Genomic DNA, 15,630 nt, shown 5'->3' with positions numbered 1-15,630 from the left:
TGTGGATATGCAAACCAGAGTGGAAAGTCCGGACGACGTCGAGCTGCCGTTCTATCGACCGCAGCGCAACGAGATGGCGTTGTTCGAGCAGGCCTGGCGCAACCAGCTGCCGGTATTGATCAAGGGGCCGACCGGTTGTGGCAAGACCCGCTTCGTGCAGCACATGGCGGCCCGTCTCGGGCGACCGCTCTACACCGTCGCCTGCCACGACGATCTGACCGCGGCGGATCTGGTCGGGCGTCATCTGATCGGCGATCACGGTACCTATTGGTGCGATGGACCGCTTACCCGTGCGGTGCGCGAGGGGGCGATCTGCTATCTGGACGAGGTCGTGGAGGCGCGCAAGGACACCACGGTCGTGCTGCATCCCCTGACTGACGACCGACGCATCCTGCCGCTCGAACGCACCGGCGAGACGCTGCGTGCGCCACCGGAGTTCATGCTGGTGGTGTCGTACAACCCGGGCTACCAGAACCTGCTCAAGGGGATGAAGCCATCCACCCGGCAACGCTTTCTGGCGATGAGCTTCGATTTTCCCGAACCCGCGCTCGAACGCGAGGTACTGATCGGCGAGAGCGGCATCGACGCCACCCATGCCGAGCAGCTGGTACGCCTGGCCGGTGCGCTGCGGGCGCTCAAAGACCACGATCTCGAAGAGGCCGCCTCGACGCGCCTGCTGGTGTATGCGGCAACGCTCATCAAAGGTGGATTCGACGTGCGCGAGGCGTGTCGCGCGGCGCTGGTCGAGCCACTGAGCGACGACGATGAGACCTTGGGCGCACTGATGGAGGTGATCGATGCCAGCCTCGGCTGAGCTGACCGAGGGCGTCGGCATCGCGGTCGCCGCGGAGAGCCTGTACCTGGTCAACCTGTTGCTGGCCCCCGGACTCGGTTTTGCCGCCCTGGTATGGCTGTGGTGGAGCAACCGTGGCTCGACGCCGCCGCTGGCGGCGGCCCACCTGGCACAGACCCTCTCGGGTAGCGTCTGGGCGGGTATCCTGCTGGTTGTCGTGAACGGTCTGATCCTGCTGCTGGGCGGCTACCAGGGACCGCATCTCTGGGTCATCGTGATCATCTATTTCACCCTGTTTCACTCGATGCTGGTGATGTTCGGGGCCTTCGGTCTGGCGAAGGCGATGTCCGGACAGTGCTGGCGTTTTCCATTGGTTGGCCGTCCGCTGCCGACCGCGTGCGTGACGCGGTAACACGGGCATGCGGCGCAGTGGTCTGCAACGTCGCCGTCTGGCGTTCCAGGTCGGCTTTTTTCTGTTGTTCGTACTGGCGCCGCCGCTCGACATCCTGCGTATCGACCTGCACCGCGGGCACGCAATCCTGCTGGGTATGGACTGGACCCTTGGTATCGACGCATTCATCGGCGGCGTCGGCAGCCCGCTCGGGGCCGCGTTCAACCTGTTCTGGCGCGGCTTCCTGCCGCTGTTTGGCGGGGCTGCCTTGTTCCTGTGGATCGCCTGGCGTTATGGCCGCCTGTACTGCGGTTGGCTGTGTCCGCATTTCTCGGTGGTCGAGATGATCAACGGACTGATGCGCCGCGCCAGTGGCCGGCCCAGTGTCTGGGAGCGTCGACCGCTGCCACAGGTCCAGCCCGACGGTGCGCGCGAGGTGCCGAATGCCTGGTACTGGTTGCCTACACTGCTGGCGGTGTTCGGCTTTGCGCTGCTGTGGGCGGTTGTGCTGTTGACCTATCTGCTGCCGCCCGCCGAGGTGTATCGCAACCTGGTGCACGGCGAGCTGACGCTGCGCCAGGGATTGTTCATCGGTGCCGCCAGCATCGCACTGAGCATCGAATTTCTGCTGGCGCGACACCTGTTCTGCCGTTTCGGCTGTGCGGTCGGGTTGTTCCAGAGCCTGTCGTGGATGGCCAACGACCGCGCGATGGTGGTCGGTTTCGACGCCGGACGCGCGACCCTGTGCCGGGAGTGCAACAACGCCTGTGACAACGTCTGTCCCATGCGCCTGAAGCCGCGCACCATCAAGCGCCGCATGTTCACCTGCACCGAGTGCGCACAATGCATTTCGGCCTGTGCGACGGTGCAGGGGGGGGACGCCGATGCCAGTCTGCTGCGTTGGGTCGATGGACACGAGGCCCTGCCGGTGGTCACCGGACGGCCGGCATCGGCGAGTGCTCCGCGTGTACCTGACGGCGGGCCACGGCACGCGACACGCAGGATCGCGGTGGAGGAACGCTGATTGGAAGAGCACGTCGGCGAACTCTGGCACCGCCTGGTTACCCGCCTGGCAGACCGCAGCTTCCCGGAGGCCGCGGTGGAGTTGCGGGAGGTGGAACGCACCGTGGGTGTACTCTTCCGCGCGCTTGGCGGTGACGGCGGCCTGCAGGTCACGACCGCAGAACAGATCGAAAACCGCGCCCGGCGCGGCTTCCTGCAACGCCTCGCGGGCAGTCACCGCAAGCTCGCGTTGGCATGGCGCGACGAGCGCTACCTGCGCCTGCCGGCACGTATCGACTGGCTGCCGGCGCGCACGCTCAATCGCGAGTTGTACCTGTGGCTCGCCGCAATGGCGGTCGCCGAGGAGGGCGACCGGGGCGACTGGTTCCACGCCAACCAGCAGCGTGCGCGATCGGCGCTGCAGCGCTATCCCGGCCTGGCCGCACGCTACCAACGGTTGGCCGAGGCGCATATCGATACCCGTCCGTCTCCGGATTCCCTGCCGGCGGCCGAGGCGGCGGCGGAGCGGGCGGTACGGGCGGCGCTGCGCGCACCCGGGAGTGTCGCCGAACTGCCTTCGGCACGCCGGCCGCCGGCCGCGGTGCCCTTGTGGTTGCATCCGCAGTCGCCGGGGGCCATGGCCGGCGCGCCGGACGGCCCCGACCGCAGCGACGGCGGTGACCCGCAGCAACGCCGCGATGTCGATCAACTGCGTCGCCAGGGTGAACGGGTCGCGACACCGGAGAGCGATCGTGGCCTGATCACGGTACGCATGGAAAACATCTTCACCCTGGGTGAGTTCGTCAACGTCGACCGCGGTTCGGAGGACGAGGACGATCTCGATCGCGCCGAGGCGGTGGCGCGCGACATCGACCGGATCGCGGTCAGCCGCGATGCACGGCGCGCCGCGGCGACGCTCAGGTTCGATCTCGATCTTCCGGCCGAGGCCGAGGACGATCTGGTGATCGGCGAGGGGATACGCCTGCCGGAATGGGACTGGAAGCGGCAGGCGCTGCTGGCCGATCAGTGCCGTATCGTCCCGATGCTCGCCGCCGATGCGCCGCCACGTGCCCTGCCTGAACGCCTGGGTCGCATAGCGCGTCGGCTGCGCAGTCAGTTTCAGGCATTGGCGCCTGCCCGCGTCTGGCGGCGCGCCCAGCCGGATGGACAGGAGGTCGATCTCGACGCCTACCTGCGATTCGCCGCGGATCGACGCGCCGGCAGCCCGACCGGCGGGGATGCGCTGTACCGCGACATGCGCAGCGGCGCGCGTGATCTCGCGTGCCTGTTGATGGCCGACCTGTCGCTGTCGACCGATACCTGGGTGAACGACCACCACCGGGTGATCGATGTGATCCGTGACAGCCTATACCTGTTTTCCGAGGCGCTCGATGCGACCGGTGACCGGTTCGGCGTCTACGGCTTTTCGTCCCGCCGCCGCGATCCGGTGCGTGTGCATACGCTGAAGGCGTTCGACGAGCGCTATGGCGACCGGGTGCGTGGCCGGATCGAGGCGATCAAACCCGGTTACTACACCCGCATGGGGGCGGCGATCCGCTATGCCAGCTCGCTGCTGGCCGAACAACCGGCCGGCCGGCGCTTGCTGTTGTTGTTGACCGACGGCAAGCCGAACGATCTCGACAAGTACGAAGGGCGCTACGGGATCGAGGACACCCTTGAGGCCGTGCGCGAGGCGCGCCACCTCGGTCTGCAGCCGTTCTGCGTGACGATCGACGCCAAGGGCAACGACTACCTGCCGCACCTGTTTGGCAACGCCGGCTATGTGGTGATACGAAAGCCATCCGAGCTGCCCAAACGCCTGCCACTGCTGTACGCGCAGTTGACCGCCTGAGCCGACCGCCGCGCTATTGACGATAGTCAAGGAGGCCGTGACCCGGTCTGCGCAAGCTCTCCGCCATGGATATGCTCAAACAAACGCCGCCTCGACCCGTGCCGGTCAATGGCTGGGCGCCACTTGCGCTGGGCTTCCGGCCATTCTTCCTGTTGGCCGGCGTCGCGGCAGTGCTGTTGATGCTGTTGTGGGGCGGCATCTGGCACCAAAGGGTCAGCGCCCCCGCGTACTACGGAGCGGTCGCCTGGCATGGCCACGAGATGCTGTTCGGCTACGCGGCGGCGGTGATTGCCGGGTTCCTGCTGACGGCCGTGCGCAACTGGACCGGTGCGCCGACCTGGACCGGTGGACGGCTCGGTCTGCTGGCCGTGCTCTGGTTGTTGGGAAGGTTGCTGCCGTGGCTGGGTGGTGTGCCGACCTGGGTCGTGCCCCTGGTCGACGTCGCGTTCCTGCCGCTGGTCGCCTGGAGTCTGTATGCGCCGCTGTGGCAGGGGCAGAACAAGGTCAACCGGGTATTCGTGCCCCTGTTGCTGTCGATGGCGCTGGCCAACCTGTTTTCGCATCTGCAGTTGCTCGGCGTGGTCGAAGGCATCGGCGACATGCGCCGGGTGATGGTGGAACTCGTCCTGCTGTTGATTGCCCTGGTCGGCGGCCGGGTGATGCCGTTTTTCACGCAAAACGTGGTCCCCGGGTTCAAGCCGAAGCGATATGCCTGGGTGGAGACGCTGACCTTCGTCGGCCTCGGCCTGATCGCCGCCGGCGAGGCGTCGGCGCTTGTACCGGCGGCCGCGCTGGGTGCGCTCTGGTTGTCGGTCGCGTCGCTTCAGGCGATCCGGCTGGGTGGCTGGTTCGATCGGCGGGTATTCAAGATCCCGGTGCTGTGGGTACTGCATCTCGGGTATGCCTGGCTGGCACTCGGCGCGGCGCTCGTCGGTCTGAGCGGTTTCGGTGCCTTTCCAGGCAGTTCGGCGTTGCATGCGCTGACCGCCGGGGCGATCGGAGTCTTTACGCTCGGCATGATGGCGCGTGTGACACGCGGCCATACCGGTCGCCCGATCGACGTCGACCGACCGGTCGTCGCCGCTTTCGTCGCGGCCAATGTCGCGGCCCTGATGCGGGTGTTCGGTACCGCCTGGTTCGCGTCCGGCTACGCGATGTGGGTCGATCTGTCGAGCACGCTGTGGGTGATCGCTTTCGCGCTGTTCGCCTATGCGCACGTGCCGATGTTGTTGCGTATGCGCATCGACGGTCGACCGGGCTAAGGCGTCGACGGATCCCGCGGCGGTTCGTCCGGCCCGTCTGGGGAGATCTGCAGGCCGAGAATCTGCAGCGTCGCGCGTGGCCGCAGCCGCAGGAAATGCGGATGCCGGGTGGTCAGGTTCAGGGTGGTTTCCAGCCCGTGGCCGGTGGCACTCATGCACTGATCGAGCAGTGGGTCGAATTCGGCGTCGATCAGTTCGACCCTGACCGACCCCGACCCGTCGAGGTCCAGACGCAGCCGGTACCGACCGGCGGGCAGGTCGCCCAGCGGCAGGAAGTAGTCGGCGCTCCATCTGTCGCGATAGGCCAGCAGATCGTCGCCGGTCAGCGTCTGCACGAGCGTCGGGACGGGCACCGGTGGGTAGCTACAGTCCGCCTTCATCCGCTCCAGGGCCGCGTACAGCGATCCGGCAAAGGCGTCGTCGACCGGGCCGGCGTACTGGCGGATATGCGTGTAGGCCGTCTCGGGACGCCGTGCGAAGCTCAGGCGTCCACTGCATTCGCCCTCGTGACAATGCGCACAGGCCGTCGCGAAGCGCAATGTGGTCGCCACCGGCGGCGACGCTGCGGCGATCGGTGGCAGGCCGCACAGGACACCGCAAAACAACACCAGCAGGCGGCCCGCAGTCATGGTCGTCACCTCCGCCGAATACTCGCCTGATGAAAGTCTGCGGGAGATCGCCGGAATCCGCCTCGATCCAGGTCATGTCGCGCGGGATTTCGGCGCAAGCAGGGTGTCGACATGACCGAAGTCAAGGAGGTGCAGTGGCCACTGTGGACGATGTGCGGGGTCGCAATGATCCGGAGATTGCCATGTCGTTCCGTGAAACCCTGGGTGCACAGCATCGCGCCTGCGATGCGCGGTTGGTCGAGGCGGAGCGTGCGGTGCAACGGGGTGACTGGGCGGCTGCCACGCAGCGTGCACAACGCTTTGTCGACGACACCGAGGCCCATTTCGGATTCGAGGAGCTGACGCTGTTTCCGGCCCTCGCCGAGGCGCAGCCCGGCGCGGCGGCGCCGATCGACGTGATGCGCAGTGAGCACAAGCAGTTGCGCGAGCTGTTCGCCCAGTTTCGCGATGCGCTCGATCAGCGCGATGCGAATGGCGTCGCGGAGGCCGTCGACATCATCCTGCTGCTGTTGCAGCAGCACAACGCCAAAGAAGAAAACGTACTCTACCCGATCGCCGACCAGGTGCTTTCGCACGAACGCCTGATCGGGAAGGGTTTGGAAAAGGAGCAGATGTGATGGAACAGGTGATCGATGTCAGCGCACTGGAACCACCCGAGCCGCTTGAACAGATCCTCGATACATTGGCGGACCTCGCACCGGGTGACTGGTTGAAGGTCAGACATCGTCGCGACCCGGTACCGCTTTATCCGATGCTGCGGGACATGGGCTATCGCTGGGAGACGGCGCACCTGGCGCCGGGGGAGATCGAGATCGTGATCTGGCCGGCCGACATGCCGGCACCCGGCGGCGCGGAGGCAGGCGGGGTCGGGCAGTGAATCTCGCCGGACTGGCGCCCGACAAGTCACCACCGATCGAGGCGCCGCTGGGCCTGTTCTACCTGATGCCGGTGTTCCTCGGCCTTGCCGGGCTGGCCCTCGCCTGGCACGGGGACCAAGTCTTGAGTTCGCGTTGGAATCCGGCCGCGCTGGCGGCAACTCACTTCGTCGTCCTCGGTGCCCTGGCGCCGGTGATGTGCGGCGCGCTTCTGCAGATCGCTCCAGTGTTGCTGGGTGCCCCTTATTCACGCCCGGGCCTGACCGCGGGCGTTACCGTGGGATGCCTCGGATTCGGCAGCCTGCTGGTCGGCAGCGGTTTCCTGTTCGATGGTCGGGGCCTGCTGCTCGGCGGCGGCCTGGTGGCGGGTACCGGGCTGCTGGTGTTTCTGGCGGCATCGCTGCATGCACTGGCAGGCGCCGCCGGCCGATCGCCGACGTTGTGGACTGTGCGTCTCGCGGTACTCGCGTTGGCGGTGACCGTCGGGATGGGGCTGACGCTCGTCGCGGCACGTTTTGGCCTGCTGGCGGTGCCGGACTACCCACTCTGGGTCGATACCCATGCCACCTGGGGCCTGGCCGGGTGGCTGGGTCTGCTGTTGGCCGGCATCGGGATGGAGATCATCCCGCTGTTCTACGTCGCTCCAGCCTTCAAAAGCGGGACCAAGCGACTGCTGTCGCTCGGCGTGTTTGGGCTGTTGTTGATGACCGGCCTCGGGTTGCTGCTGCAGGCGCCATCGTGGTTGCGCATTGCGGTCGGCGCCCTGTTCCTCGTCCATCTGTCGTTCAACATCGGCGCGATGTGGCATGAACAGCGGCGCCTGCGGCAGCGCCGCGATGCGAGCCTGTGGCTTTGGCAGTTGGGCCACGTCGCGGTCTATGCGGCATTCGTGGTCTGGTTGCTCGGTGACGCGCAAAGCGTCGTCGGTGTGCTGTTGCTCGGCGGGGCCTTGAGTTTCGTGATCGGTTCCTTGGTCAAAATCGTACCGTTCCTGAGTTGGCTGGACCTGCAGCAGCGCCGCCTCGCAGGCGGGCATTCCCAGGTGGCCTTGCCGCGTCTGCGCGACTTGCTGCCGGACGGGTTGGCGTACGCGATCGCGATCTCGCTCACGGCCGCCCTGGTCGCGGTTTCGATGGGGGCGGTGCTGCCGTTGTCGGCGCACCTCGGCGGGGGCTTTCTGATCGCCTGTGCCGCCCTGTTGGCGCACGCCCTTTTCGGTGCCGCGAGGCTTCGGCAGTCGGTGATCCGTCGGTTGGACGGGGCGGCCGGCAACACGGGCTGAGCCCCGGTGCCGGTCGAGGGTCGGGTACCTGTCCCACGGCCGGCGGCGGGATGTTAACCTCGAGCAATGTCGGACCCTTGAAACCCGGATGCGGCGGAGTGTGCCCGTGATCGACGAATTGAGAACCTGCTTTCTGTTTGCGGACCTCGACGAAGAGCAACTGCGACGCGTCGACGCGCATGCGGTGCGCATCCGGCTCGGCGAGGGGGATGCGTTGTTCCAACAGGGTGACGTCGCCGACCGCTTCTATCTGGTGACGTCCGGGCAGATCAAGCTGTTCCGGCTGTCGCCGGCAGGCAACGAGAAGGTGATCGATGTGGTCACTCCAGGCAACACCTTCGCCGAGGCGCTCATGTTCCTGGAGCGGCCACATTATCCGGTGGGTGCCGAGGCGCTGCAGTCGAGCACGGTCGTCAGCATCGACGCGGTCGACTTTGCGAACATGCTGAAGGATTCGGTCAAGACCTGTTTCGTGTTGATGGGCAGCATGAGTCAGCGCCTGAGGGCGCAGCTGCGCGAGATCGACGAGTTGAGCCTGCACAGCGCGACCTGCCGTGTCGCCGCCTACCTGGTGCAGCACGCGCCGATGGATGCGGACAGCTTCGATCTGCCGGTTGCCAAACAGATTGTCGCGTCGCGGCTGTCGGTGAAACCCGAGACCTTCTCACGGATCATCAAGTCGCTGACCGATGGCGGGATGATCCGGGTGGCCGGCAGCCGGGTGACCATCCGGGACCGCGACGCACTGAGTGTGGTGGCCGAGACCTGCCTGCAGCCACCCGATTTCTGACGCGCGTCCCAGTCGGACGGGAAAAAGCCGGGCCGACATAAATCGTGTCGACTTGACGGTGGTCAAAAAGCCGAAGGCCAAACTTGACCGTCATCAAGTTTCCTGCGCGGCCCCGGGTCTAGGCTGTGGGTCCCTGCTAGCGGGCAGACACCGTCTGACGAACGCGATGACAACAATCAACGCCGCGCGAAGGGCTTTTTTTAAATACAGTCGTCGAACCATCGAGAATCGGATGCCGTGGGCAGTTGCGGCGTTCGACGAACGCTGTCGCCGTTGTGACGCGTGCATCAAGGTCTGCGAGGAAAAAATCCTCGTGGCCGGTGATGGTGGATTTCCGACAGTCGATTTCGAACGGGGCGGCTGCAGCTGGTGCGGCGCCTGTGTCGATGCCTGCGAATACGGTGCCCTGGACCGGCGACTCGACCCGCCATGGCGTTTGCGGGCGGCGATCGACGAGACGTGCCTGAGCGTACAGGGAATCACGTGCCGTGCCTGCGGCGACGAATGCGAGGCGCGTGCCATCCGTTTTCAGCTGCAGCCCGGGGGGCGGGCAGTGCCGAAGATCGATCCGGCGCTGTGCAACGGCTGCGGCAGCTGTATCGCCATCTGTCCAACCCATGTCATCCAGATCCAGGAGGCGGCATGAACGAGTACCACGTCTGCGGCGTGTTGCTGATGTCCCGTCCGGAACATGTCGCCAAGGTCGCGCACGCGATCGGCGGCATGGCCGGCGTAGAACTGCATGCTAACGACGGCGGCCGCATGGTCGTCACCATCGAGGGCAGCGAATATCGTGAATGTGCCGACCGCATGAACGAATTGGCCACCCTCGACGGCGTCGCTTCGTCGTCTCTCGTCTACCACCATATCGACACAGAATCCGTGCCGGAGGAGTCCGTACAATGAAACAGTCACGTCGCGATTTCATCAAGACCAACGCCATTGCCGCCACGGCGGCCGCCGCCGGCATCACGATCCCCGGGGTTCAGGCGATCGCCAAAACGGACGACGACAGCGGCGTACGCTGGGACAAGGCACCATGTCGCTTCTGTGGCACGGGTTGTTCGGTGTTGGTGGGCACCAAGGACGGCCGTGTCGTCGCGACCCAGGGCGACCCGGACGCGCCGGTCAACCGCGGACTGAACTGCATCAAGGGTTACTTCCTGTCGAAGATCATGTACGGCGAGGACCGCCTGACCCAGCCGCTGTTGCGCAAGAAGAACGGCAAGTACGACAAGGAGGGTGATTTCGAGCCGGTATCTTGGGACGAGGCGTTCGATGTCATGGCCGACAAGTGGAAGGCCGCGATCAAGCAGAGCATGGAAGAAAACAAGGGCAAGCCGCCGGAGGAGATCACCTCGCGCGTCGGCATGTTCGGTTCCGGCCAGTGGACCGTGTTCGAGGGCTATGCGGCGTCGAAGCTGTACAAGGCCGGCTTCCGCTCCAACAACATCGACCCGAACGCGCGGCATTGCATGGCCTCGGCGGTGGGTGCCTTTATCCGTGCCTTCGGTTCCGACGAGCCGATGGGCTGCTACGACGACCTGGAACACGCCGACGCCTTCGTATTGTGGGGCTCGAACATGGCCGAGAACCATCCGGTGCTGTGGTCGCGCCTGACCGACACGCGCCTGACCAAGCCGGGCTGTGAGGTGCACGTACTGTCGACCTTCGAACATCGCAGCTTCGAACTGGCCGATCACGGTGTGATCTTCAAGCCACAGACCGACCTGGCGATCCTCAACTACATCGCGAACTACATCGTTCAGCACGATGCGGTGAACTGGGACTTCGTCAACGCACACGTCAATTTCACCAAGACCCCGACCGACATCGGCTACGGTCTGCGCCCGAACGACCCGCGTGAGCAGGCGGCGAAGAACGCCGGCAAGGGCAAGCTCGCGAAGATCGATTTCGAGCAGTACAAGAAAGACCTGGAACCCTACACCGCCGAGTACGTGTCGGAGCTTTCGGGTGTGCCGGTCGAGAACCTCGAGCGGCTCGCCAAGCTGTATGCCGATCCGAGCAAAAAGATCGTGTCGTACTGGACCATGGGCTTCAACCAGCACGTGCGCGGCGTCTGGGTCAACGGCCTGATGTACAACGTGCATCTGTTGACCGGCAAGATCTCCGAGCCGGGCAACGGCCCGTTCTCCCTGACCGGTCAGCCGTCCGCGTGCGGTACCGCGCGCGAGGTCGGCACCTTTGCGCACCGTTTGCCGGCCGACCTGGTGGTCGCGAAAAAGCCCCACCGTGATTTCTCCGAGAAGGTCTGGAAGCTGCCCGAGGGTACGCTGCCGGGCAAGGTCGGTTACCACGCGGTACTGCAGAGCCGCATGCTGAAAGACGGCAAGCTGAACTGCTACTGGGTGACCACCAACAACAACATGCAGGCCGGACCCAACGTCAACGAAGAGATGTACCCTGGCTGGCGCAACCCGGCCAACTTCGTCGTCGTGTCGGAGGCCTATCCGACCGTGTCGGCGATGGCGGCCGACCTGATCCTGCCGGTCGCGATGTGGGCCGAGAAGGAGGGTGCATTCGGCAATGCCGAGCGACGCACCCAGTTCTGGCGCCAGCAGACCAGGGCGCCGGGCGAGTCACGTTCCGACCTGTGGCAGTTCGTGGAGTTCTCGAAGCGCTTCAAGACGGAGGAGGTCTGGCCTGAAGAACTGCTGGCGAAAATGCCCGAGTACCGCGGCAAGACCCTGTTCGACGTGCTGTATGCGAATGGCGTGGTCAACAAGTATCCGACGCAGAAGGTGACCGACGACCGCGGCAACGTCTACGAAAACGACGAGATGGCGCATTTCGGCTTCTATCTGCACAAGGGTCTGTACGAGGAGTACCGGATCTTCGGTACCCAGGGGCCCAAGAAGGGCCACGACCTCGCCGAGTTCGACCAGTATCACAAGGCGCGCGGCCTGCGCTGGCCTGTGGTAGACGGCAAGGAAACGCTGTGGCGTTACCGCGAGGGCTATGACCCGTTCGTGCCCAAGGGCGCCAAGGTCGCGTTCTACGGCAATGCGGACGGACGGGCCAATATCATCTCGGCACCTTACGAGCCGCCGGCGGAGGCCCCGGACGCCGAGTACGACATGTGGATGGGCACAGGTCGCATCCTGGAGCACTGGCATTCCGGCTCGATGACGCGTCGCGTTCCCGAGCTGTACCGCGCAGCTCCGGACGCGCTGGTCTACATGAACCCGGCAGACGCCGAGAAGCGCGGCCTGAAGCGCGGCGACGCGGCGAAGATCGTCAGCCGGCGCGGTGAGATCGTGTGTCGCGTGGAGACCAAGGGGCGTAACAAGATGCCGGAAGGTATGGTGTTCGTTCCCTTCTTCGATGCCGGCCGCCTGGTCAACAAGCTGGTGCTGGATGCGACCGACCCGCTGTCTAAAGAAACGGACTTCAAAAAGACCGCGGTGAAGGTGATGCCGGCCTGAGCGGTATGCGCAGGGTTCGGAGGCCGCCGGCGCGGCCCCGAACCGGTGTGGGGGTGACGCGATGAGCACGAGCGACAAAGACACCAGTGGCGTGAATACGGCGCGTCGGCGGTTCCTCGCCGATACGCTGCGCACCGCCGTGGGCGTCGGACTGGTTGCCGTCACCCTGGGTGTCTATCAGCGGCAGGCGCGGGCACTGCCGGCCACCGCAATCCGGCCACCCGGCGCCGCCGACGAACAGTCGTTCCAGGCGGCCTGTGTCCGTTGCGGCCTGTGCGTCCGCGACTGCCCCTACGACACCTTGAAACTGGCCGAACTGGGCGACGACGTCGCACTCGGCACGCCGTATTTCGAGGCCCGCGAGGTGCCGTGCGAGATGTGCGACGACATCCCGTGCGTCAAGGCATGTCCGACCGGCGCGCTCGATCCAGCACTGCGGGATATCAACGAAGCGCGTATGGGCCTCGCGGTCGTCGTCGACCACGAGGCCTGCATCGCATTCCAGGGCCTGCGTTGCGAGGTCTGTTTCAATGTCTGCCCGGTGCGGGGCGAGGCGATCACGCTCGACTACCAGCACAACACACGCAGCGGCAAGCACGCGTTCTTCATTCCGGTCGTGCATTCGGCCGCCTGCACCGGCTGCGGCAAATGCGAAAAGGCCTGCATCCTCGAAGAGGCGGCCATCAAGGTATTTCCGATCGCCCTCGCGAAGGGCATGCTGGGTCGCCATTACAGGCTGGGCTGGGAGCAGAAGGCCGAGGCCGGCAAGGCATTGGTCACGCCGGACCTGCCGCACGAGTACAACCTGCCCGGCGGCGTGCGTTACGAGCATGGCGGTCGTGGGCTGATCGTGGGTGAGGGACCGGCGATGCCGTCGCCGCCGCCGCGTCCGATGGCGCCAGAACCGCCGGCCTCGCCGTTTTCAGCCAATCCGCTGGATACGCTGAACCGCAAGGGAGGCCTCTGATGGAACCCGGCGGCAACCCAGGCGCCGAGGCGATCAAGGTCAACGGCTGGTGGAAGGCGCATCGTTTTCTGATCCTGCGACGCCTGTCCCAGCTGTTGATCCTGGCGCTGTTTCTGGCCGGGCCCTGGTTTGGTACCTGGATCGTCAAGGGCAACCTCGCATCGAGCCTGACGCTGGACACCCTGCCGCTTTCCGACCCCCTGGTATTGCTTCAGTCGCTGTTCAGCGGACACATGCCGGCCAGTGCCGCGTTGATAGGCGGATTGATCGTTCTGCTGTTCTACCTGGTGGTGGGCGGGCGCGTGTATTGCAGCTGGGTGTGCCCGGTGAACATCGTCACCGACGCTGCGGAATGGTTGCGGCGCAAACTGCGCATCAAGGGCGGGGCGCACTTCACGGAGAAGACCCGTTACTGGTTGCTCGGTGCGGTCCTGGTCGTCTCCTGGATCAGCGGCAGCATCGCCTGGGAGCTGATCAACCCGGTGTCGATGGTCTACCGCGGCCTGGTATTCGGTATGGGCCTCGCGTGGGGCATTGTGGCCGCGGTCTTCCTGCTCGATCTGTTTGTCGGCCGACGGGCCTGGTGCGGCCATCTGTGTCCGGTCGGTGCCTTCTACGGACTGCTCGGCGAAGGCGCGGTGCTGCGCGTCACGGCGCTGAAACGCGAGCAGTGCGACGACTGCATGGACTGTTTCGCGGTATGCCCGGAACACCAGGTGATCCGACCGGCACTGAAGGGTGCGGAAAAGGGCAACGGGCCCGTGATCCTGTCGGGCCACTGTACCAACTGCGGTCGCTGCATCGATGTCTGCGCGCGTGATGTCTTTGCATTCAGTACGCGATTTTCCAACAACGCAAGCCAAGCGGTAACCGGCGTGAACCATAAAAGTGAGGTGTCGTCATGAAGCGGTCTGTCTATCTTGTTTTCCTGTTCTCGGTCTTTCTGGCCGGACTCGCCGGTCAGGCGACGGCTGAAATCGCTTCACTGCGTGGTGCTGCGGCCATACCCGGAGGAGAACCACCGCCACCGGAGATGGAGCGGTTCATCAACGACAAAGAGAACATCGACCGGACCTTCAAGCAGCAGCCGCCGCTGATCCCGCACAGGAACGACGACTACACGATCAACCTGAAGGAAAACAAGTGCCTCGACTGCCACATGAAGCAGCCCGGCAAGGACAAGGCCAAGTCGGTTGAGATGGGCGAGTCGCATTTCGTCGATCGCGACGGCAAGAAACTCGACCATCCGGCCGGAAGTCGCCACTTCTGCACCCAGTGCCACGTGCCGCAGATCGATGCACAGCCGCTGGTCGGCAATACCTTCACGTCGCTGTCGAAATAGACCGGCGTCCTACACCTCCGTGGCCCGGTCAGGGATGACCGGGACGCCCGGATTCACCGGCGCCGTCGTGAGCGTCTGCGCACCTGGTAGGCCACGACGTCACGCATGATCTCCGAGAACGGTACCTTCTCCAAGGCGCCGTAGCGGGAAGCCGCCGCGCCCAGCACGGCATCGATGTCGCCGATGGTGTGTTCCACCGAGTCGTCCAGCAGTCGCAGCAGGCCCCGCATCCCGCCCACCTGCAGGCGGATCGCCTTGCCGTGCGGCAACATCCTGCGTTCTTCCTCTGTGCGCAACGCGAAGCGCGCCTGTTCGCGCAGCAGTTCCAGCCAGCGCAGACAGCGCGCCTGGCTCGGTGCGCAGCGGCAATGCACACCTTCACGTTCCGCGATACAGAACCGCTCGGCGCAATGGCAGCCGCACTCGTTGGTCAGCACGCTCTTTTCGAACGCGCAATACACCTCGTTGACTTCGCGGTAGGTCTGGCGAAAGGCATCCTGATCCATCGGGGTCAGGCACGAGGCCGGGATTGCCGTTGAAACGGGCGTGGATGACGGTTGATCTCTGCGTGCGGGTCGTACCCGCCGCGCCCGGCGCAGCACCATGCCGCGGTCTTCACTGGCGATCCTGTTTGAAGCGGTGGATCAACCGGCGGTCCCGTTTGCTGGGTTTGGTCGCGGTCTGCAGAGGCGTGGCGAGGCGGGCCGCCCTCAGTGCCTCGCTGGCCAGTTCGCGATTGCGCCGGCTTTGGTCGGTCTCGATGTAGAAATCGCGTGCCTCGGCGGCGGGGCGGCGCTGCGTGGGGAGGACGGCGACTTCGATCTGCCATTCCAGGCCGTCCTTGCTGATCGTCAACCGACTGCCGATCCGCACCTCCTTGCCGGGCTTGCTGCGCTGCCCGTTGAGATGCACCTTGCCGCCATCCACGGCCTCCGCGGCCAGCGAACGCGTCTTGTAGAACCGGGCCGCCCAGAGCCATTTGTCGAGGCGCATCTTTTC

The 15,630-nt window shown here is 65.3% G+C and carries 18 protein-coding genes; 15 read left to right on the top strand and 3 right to left on the bottom strand.

The window, feature by feature from the left end; genetic code table 11:
• Positions 1-7: 7 nt before the first annotated feature.
• From H6955_04620 to H6955_04600, 5 genes are all read left to right on the top strand, one after another.
• Positions 8-814 (top strand): CbbQ/NirQ/NorQ/GpvN family protein, encoded by an 807-nt coding sequence (locus H6955_04620; GenBank protein ID MCP5312813.1) that lies wholly within the window; start codon positions 8-10, stop codon positions 812-814.
• Positions 798-1,205: a hypothetical protein gene (locus H6955_04615; GenBank protein MCP5312812.1), complete on the top strand. Its 408-nt coding sequence runs from the start codon at positions 798-800 to the stop codon at positions 1,203-1,205. Before H6955_04620 ends, H6955_04615 begins: the two co-directional genes overlap by 17 nt.
• Before the next feature lie 7 nt (positions 1,206-1,212).
• Positions 1,213-2,208 carry a 4Fe-4S binding protein gene (locus H6955_04610; protein MCP5312811.1) on the top strand — a complete coding sequence of 332 codons (996 nt, stop codon included), beginning with the start codon at positions 1,213-1,215 and terminating at the stop codon, positions 2,206-2,208.
• Positions 2,209-4,038, top strand: a complete 1,830-nt coding sequence (locus tag H6955_04605; GenBank protein ID MCP5312810.1) for a VWA domain-containing protein — start codon at positions 2,209-2,211, stop codon at positions 4,036-4,038.
• A 71-nt stretch (positions 4,039-4,109) separates the two neighbouring features.
• Positions 4,110-5,300 carry an NnrS family protein gene (locus H6955_04600; protein MCP5312809.1) on the top strand — a complete coding sequence of 397 codons (1,191 nt, stop codon included), beginning with the start codon at positions 4,110-4,112 and terminating at the stop codon, positions 5,298-5,300.
• Here the strand turns inward: H6955_04600 and H6955_04595 are convergent.
• On the bottom strand, positions 5,297-5,929 hold the full coding sequence (locus H6955_04595) for a hypothetical protein (GenBank protein ID MCP5312808.1): 633 nt from the start codon (positions 5,927-5,929) through the stop codon (positions 5,297-5,299). The genes H6955_04600 and H6955_04595 overlap by 4 nt on opposite strands.
• A gap of 182 nt (positions 5,930-6,111) precedes the next feature.
• Here H6955_04595 and H6955_04590 point away from each other — a divergent pair, with 182 nt between their 5' ends.
• The 10 genes from H6955_04590 to H6955_04545 all read left to right on the top strand — a co-directional run bounded on the left by H6955_04590 (position 6,112) and on the right by H6955_04545 (position 14,631).
• Positions 6,112-6,546, top strand: coding sequence for a hemerythrin domain-containing protein (locus H6955_04590; GenBank protein MCP5312807.1), 435 nt, complete (start codon positions 6,112-6,114; stop codon positions 6,544-6,546).
• Positions 6,546-6,806, top strand: coding sequence for a DUF2249 domain-containing protein (locus tag H6955_04585; GenBank protein MCP5312806.1), 261 nt, complete (start codon positions 6,546-6,548; stop codon positions 6,804-6,806). The genes H6955_04590 and H6955_04585 overlap by 1 nt, the downstream gene beginning before the upstream one ends.
• Entirely contained in the window at positions 6,803-8,086 is a 1,284-nt protein-coding gene (locus tag H6955_04580) for a hypothetical protein (protein ID MCP5312805.1), read from the top strand. The genes H6955_04585 and H6955_04580 overlap by 4 nt, the downstream gene beginning before the upstream one ends.
• Before the next feature lie 100 nt (positions 8,087-8,186).
• Positions 8,187-8,876 carry a Crp/Fnr family transcriptional regulator gene (locus H6955_04575; GenBank protein MCP5312804.1) on the top strand — a complete coding sequence of 230 codons (690 nt, stop codon included), beginning with the start codon at positions 8,187-8,189 and terminating at the stop codon, positions 8,874-8,876.
• Positions 8,877-9,108: 232 nt separating this feature from the next.
• Positions 9,109-9,522, top strand: coding sequence for a ferredoxin-type protein NapF (gene napF / locus H6955_04570; GenBank protein MCP5312803.1), 414 nt, complete (start codon positions 9,109-9,111; stop codon positions 9,520-9,522).
• Positions 9,519-9,782: a chaperone NapD gene (locus tag H6955_04565; GenBank protein MCP5312802.1), complete on the top strand. Its 264-nt coding sequence runs from the start codon at positions 9,519-9,521 to the stop codon at positions 9,780-9,782. Before napF ends, H6955_04565 begins: the two co-directional genes overlap by 4 nt.
• Positions 9,779-12,322 carry a nitrate reductase catalytic subunit NapA gene (gene napA, locus H6955_04560; protein MCP5312801.1) on the top strand — a complete coding sequence of 848 codons (2,544 nt, stop codon included), beginning with the start codon at positions 9,779-9,781 and terminating at the stop codon, positions 12,320-12,322. The genes H6955_04565 and napA overlap by 4 nt, the downstream gene beginning before the upstream one ends.
• 61 nt (positions 12,323-12,383) lie before the next feature.
• Positions 12,384-13,289 carry a ferredoxin-type protein NapG gene (napG, locus tag H6955_04555; protein ID MCP5312800.1) on the top strand — a complete coding sequence of 302 codons (906 nt, stop codon included), beginning with the start codon at positions 12,384-12,386 and terminating at the stop codon, positions 13,287-13,289.
• On the top strand, positions 13,289-14,194 hold the full coding sequence (gene napH / locus H6955_04550; protein MCP5312799.1) for a quinol dehydrogenase ferredoxin subunit NapH: 906 nt from the start codon (positions 13,289-13,291) through the stop codon (positions 14,192-14,194). The genes napG and napH overlap by 1 nt, the downstream gene beginning before the upstream one ends.
• Positions 14,191-14,631, top strand: coding sequence for a nitrate reductase cytochrome c-type subunit (locus H6955_04545; protein MCP5312798.1), 441 nt, complete (start codon positions 14,191-14,193; stop codon positions 14,629-14,631). Before napH ends, H6955_04545 begins: the two co-directional genes overlap by 4 nt.
• Before the next feature lie 53 nt (positions 14,632-14,684).
• Here the strand turns inward: H6955_04545 and H6955_04540 are convergent, their stop codons facing one another.
• Complete coding sequence (locus tag H6955_04540; protein MCP5312797.1) at positions 14,685-15,137, bottom strand: hypothetical protein; 453 nt, start codon at positions 15,135-15,137, stop codon at positions 14,685-14,687.
• A gap of 109 nt (positions 15,138-15,246) precedes the next feature.
• On the bottom strand, positions 15,247-15,624 hold the full coding sequence (locus tag H6955_04535; GenBank protein MCP5312796.1) for an RNA-binding S4 domain-containing protein: 378 nt from the start codon (positions 15,622-15,624) through the stop codon (positions 15,247-15,249).
• Positions 15,625-15,630 lie beyond the last annotated feature (6 nt).

The organism is Chromatiaceae bacterium (assembly GCA_024235395.1).
Lineage (GTDB): Bacteria > Pseudomonadota > Gammaproteobacteria > Chromatiales > Chromatiaceae > Thiosocius.
Note: the sequence above shows the minus strand (reverse complement) of the source record. Positions and strands in the feature narration are given on the sequence as shown.

Excerpts from the sequence above, each read along its gene's own strand:
- H6955_04595 (MCP5312808.1), bottom strand. The coding sequence starts at position 5,929 with ATGACTGCGGGCCGCCTGCTGGTGTTGTTTTGCGGTGTCCTGTGCGGC.
- napF (MCP5312803.1), top strand. The coding sequence starts at position 9,109 with ATGCCGTGGGCAGTTGCGGCGTTCGACGAACGCTGTCGCCGTTGTGAC.
- napG (MCP5312800.1), top strand. The coding sequence starts at position 12,384 with ATGAGCACGAGCGACAAAGACACCAGTGGCGTGAATACGGCGCGTCGG.
- H6955_04545 (MCP5312798.1), top strand. The coding sequence starts at position 14,191 with ATGAAGCGGTCTGTCTATCTTGTTTTCCTGTTCTCGGTCTTTCTGGCC.
- H6955_04610 (MCP5312811.1), top strand. The coding sequence starts at position 1,213 with ATGCGGCGCAGTGGTCTGCAACGTCGCCGTCTGGCGTTCCAGGTCGGC.
- H6955_04600 (MCP5312809.1), top strand. The coding sequence starts at position 4,110 with ATGCTCAAACAAACGCCGCCTCGACCCGTGCCGGTCAATGGCTGGGCG.
- H6955_04585 (MCP5312806.1), top strand. The coding sequence starts at position 6,546 with ATGGAACAGGTGATCGATGTCAGCGCACTGGAACCACCCGAGCCGCTT.
- H6955_04565 (MCP5312802.1), top strand. The coding sequence starts at position 9,519 with ATGAACGAGTACCACGTCTGCGGCGTGTTGCTGATGTCCCGTCCGGAA.
- H6955_04590 (MCP5312807.1), top strand. The coding sequence starts at position 6,112 with ATGTCGTTCCGTGAAACCCTGGGTGCACAGCATCGCGCCTGCGATGCG.
- H6955_04615 (MCP5312812.1), top strand. The coding sequence starts at position 798 with ATGCCAGCCTCGGCTGAGCTGACCGAGGGCGTCGGCATCGCGGTCGCC.
- H6955_04620 (MCP5312813.1), top strand. The coding sequence starts at position 8 with ATGCAAACCAGAGTGGAAAGTCCGGACGACGTCGAGCTGCCGTTCTAT.
- H6955_04540 (MCP5312797.1), bottom strand. The coding sequence starts at position 15,137 with ATGGATCAGGATGCCTTTCGCCAGACCTACCGCGAAGTCAACGAGGTG.
- H6955_04535 (MCP5312796.1), bottom strand. The coding sequence starts at position 15,624 with ATGCGCCTCGACAAATGGCTCTGGGCGGCCCGGTTCTACAAGACGCGT.
- napH (MCP5312799.1), top strand. The coding sequence starts at position 13,289 with ATGGAACCCGGCGGCAACCCAGGCGCCGAGGCGATCAAGGTCAACGGC.
- napA (MCP5312801.1), top strand. The coding sequence starts at position 9,779 with ATGAAACAGTCACGTCGCGATTTCATCAAGACCAACGCCATTGCCGCC.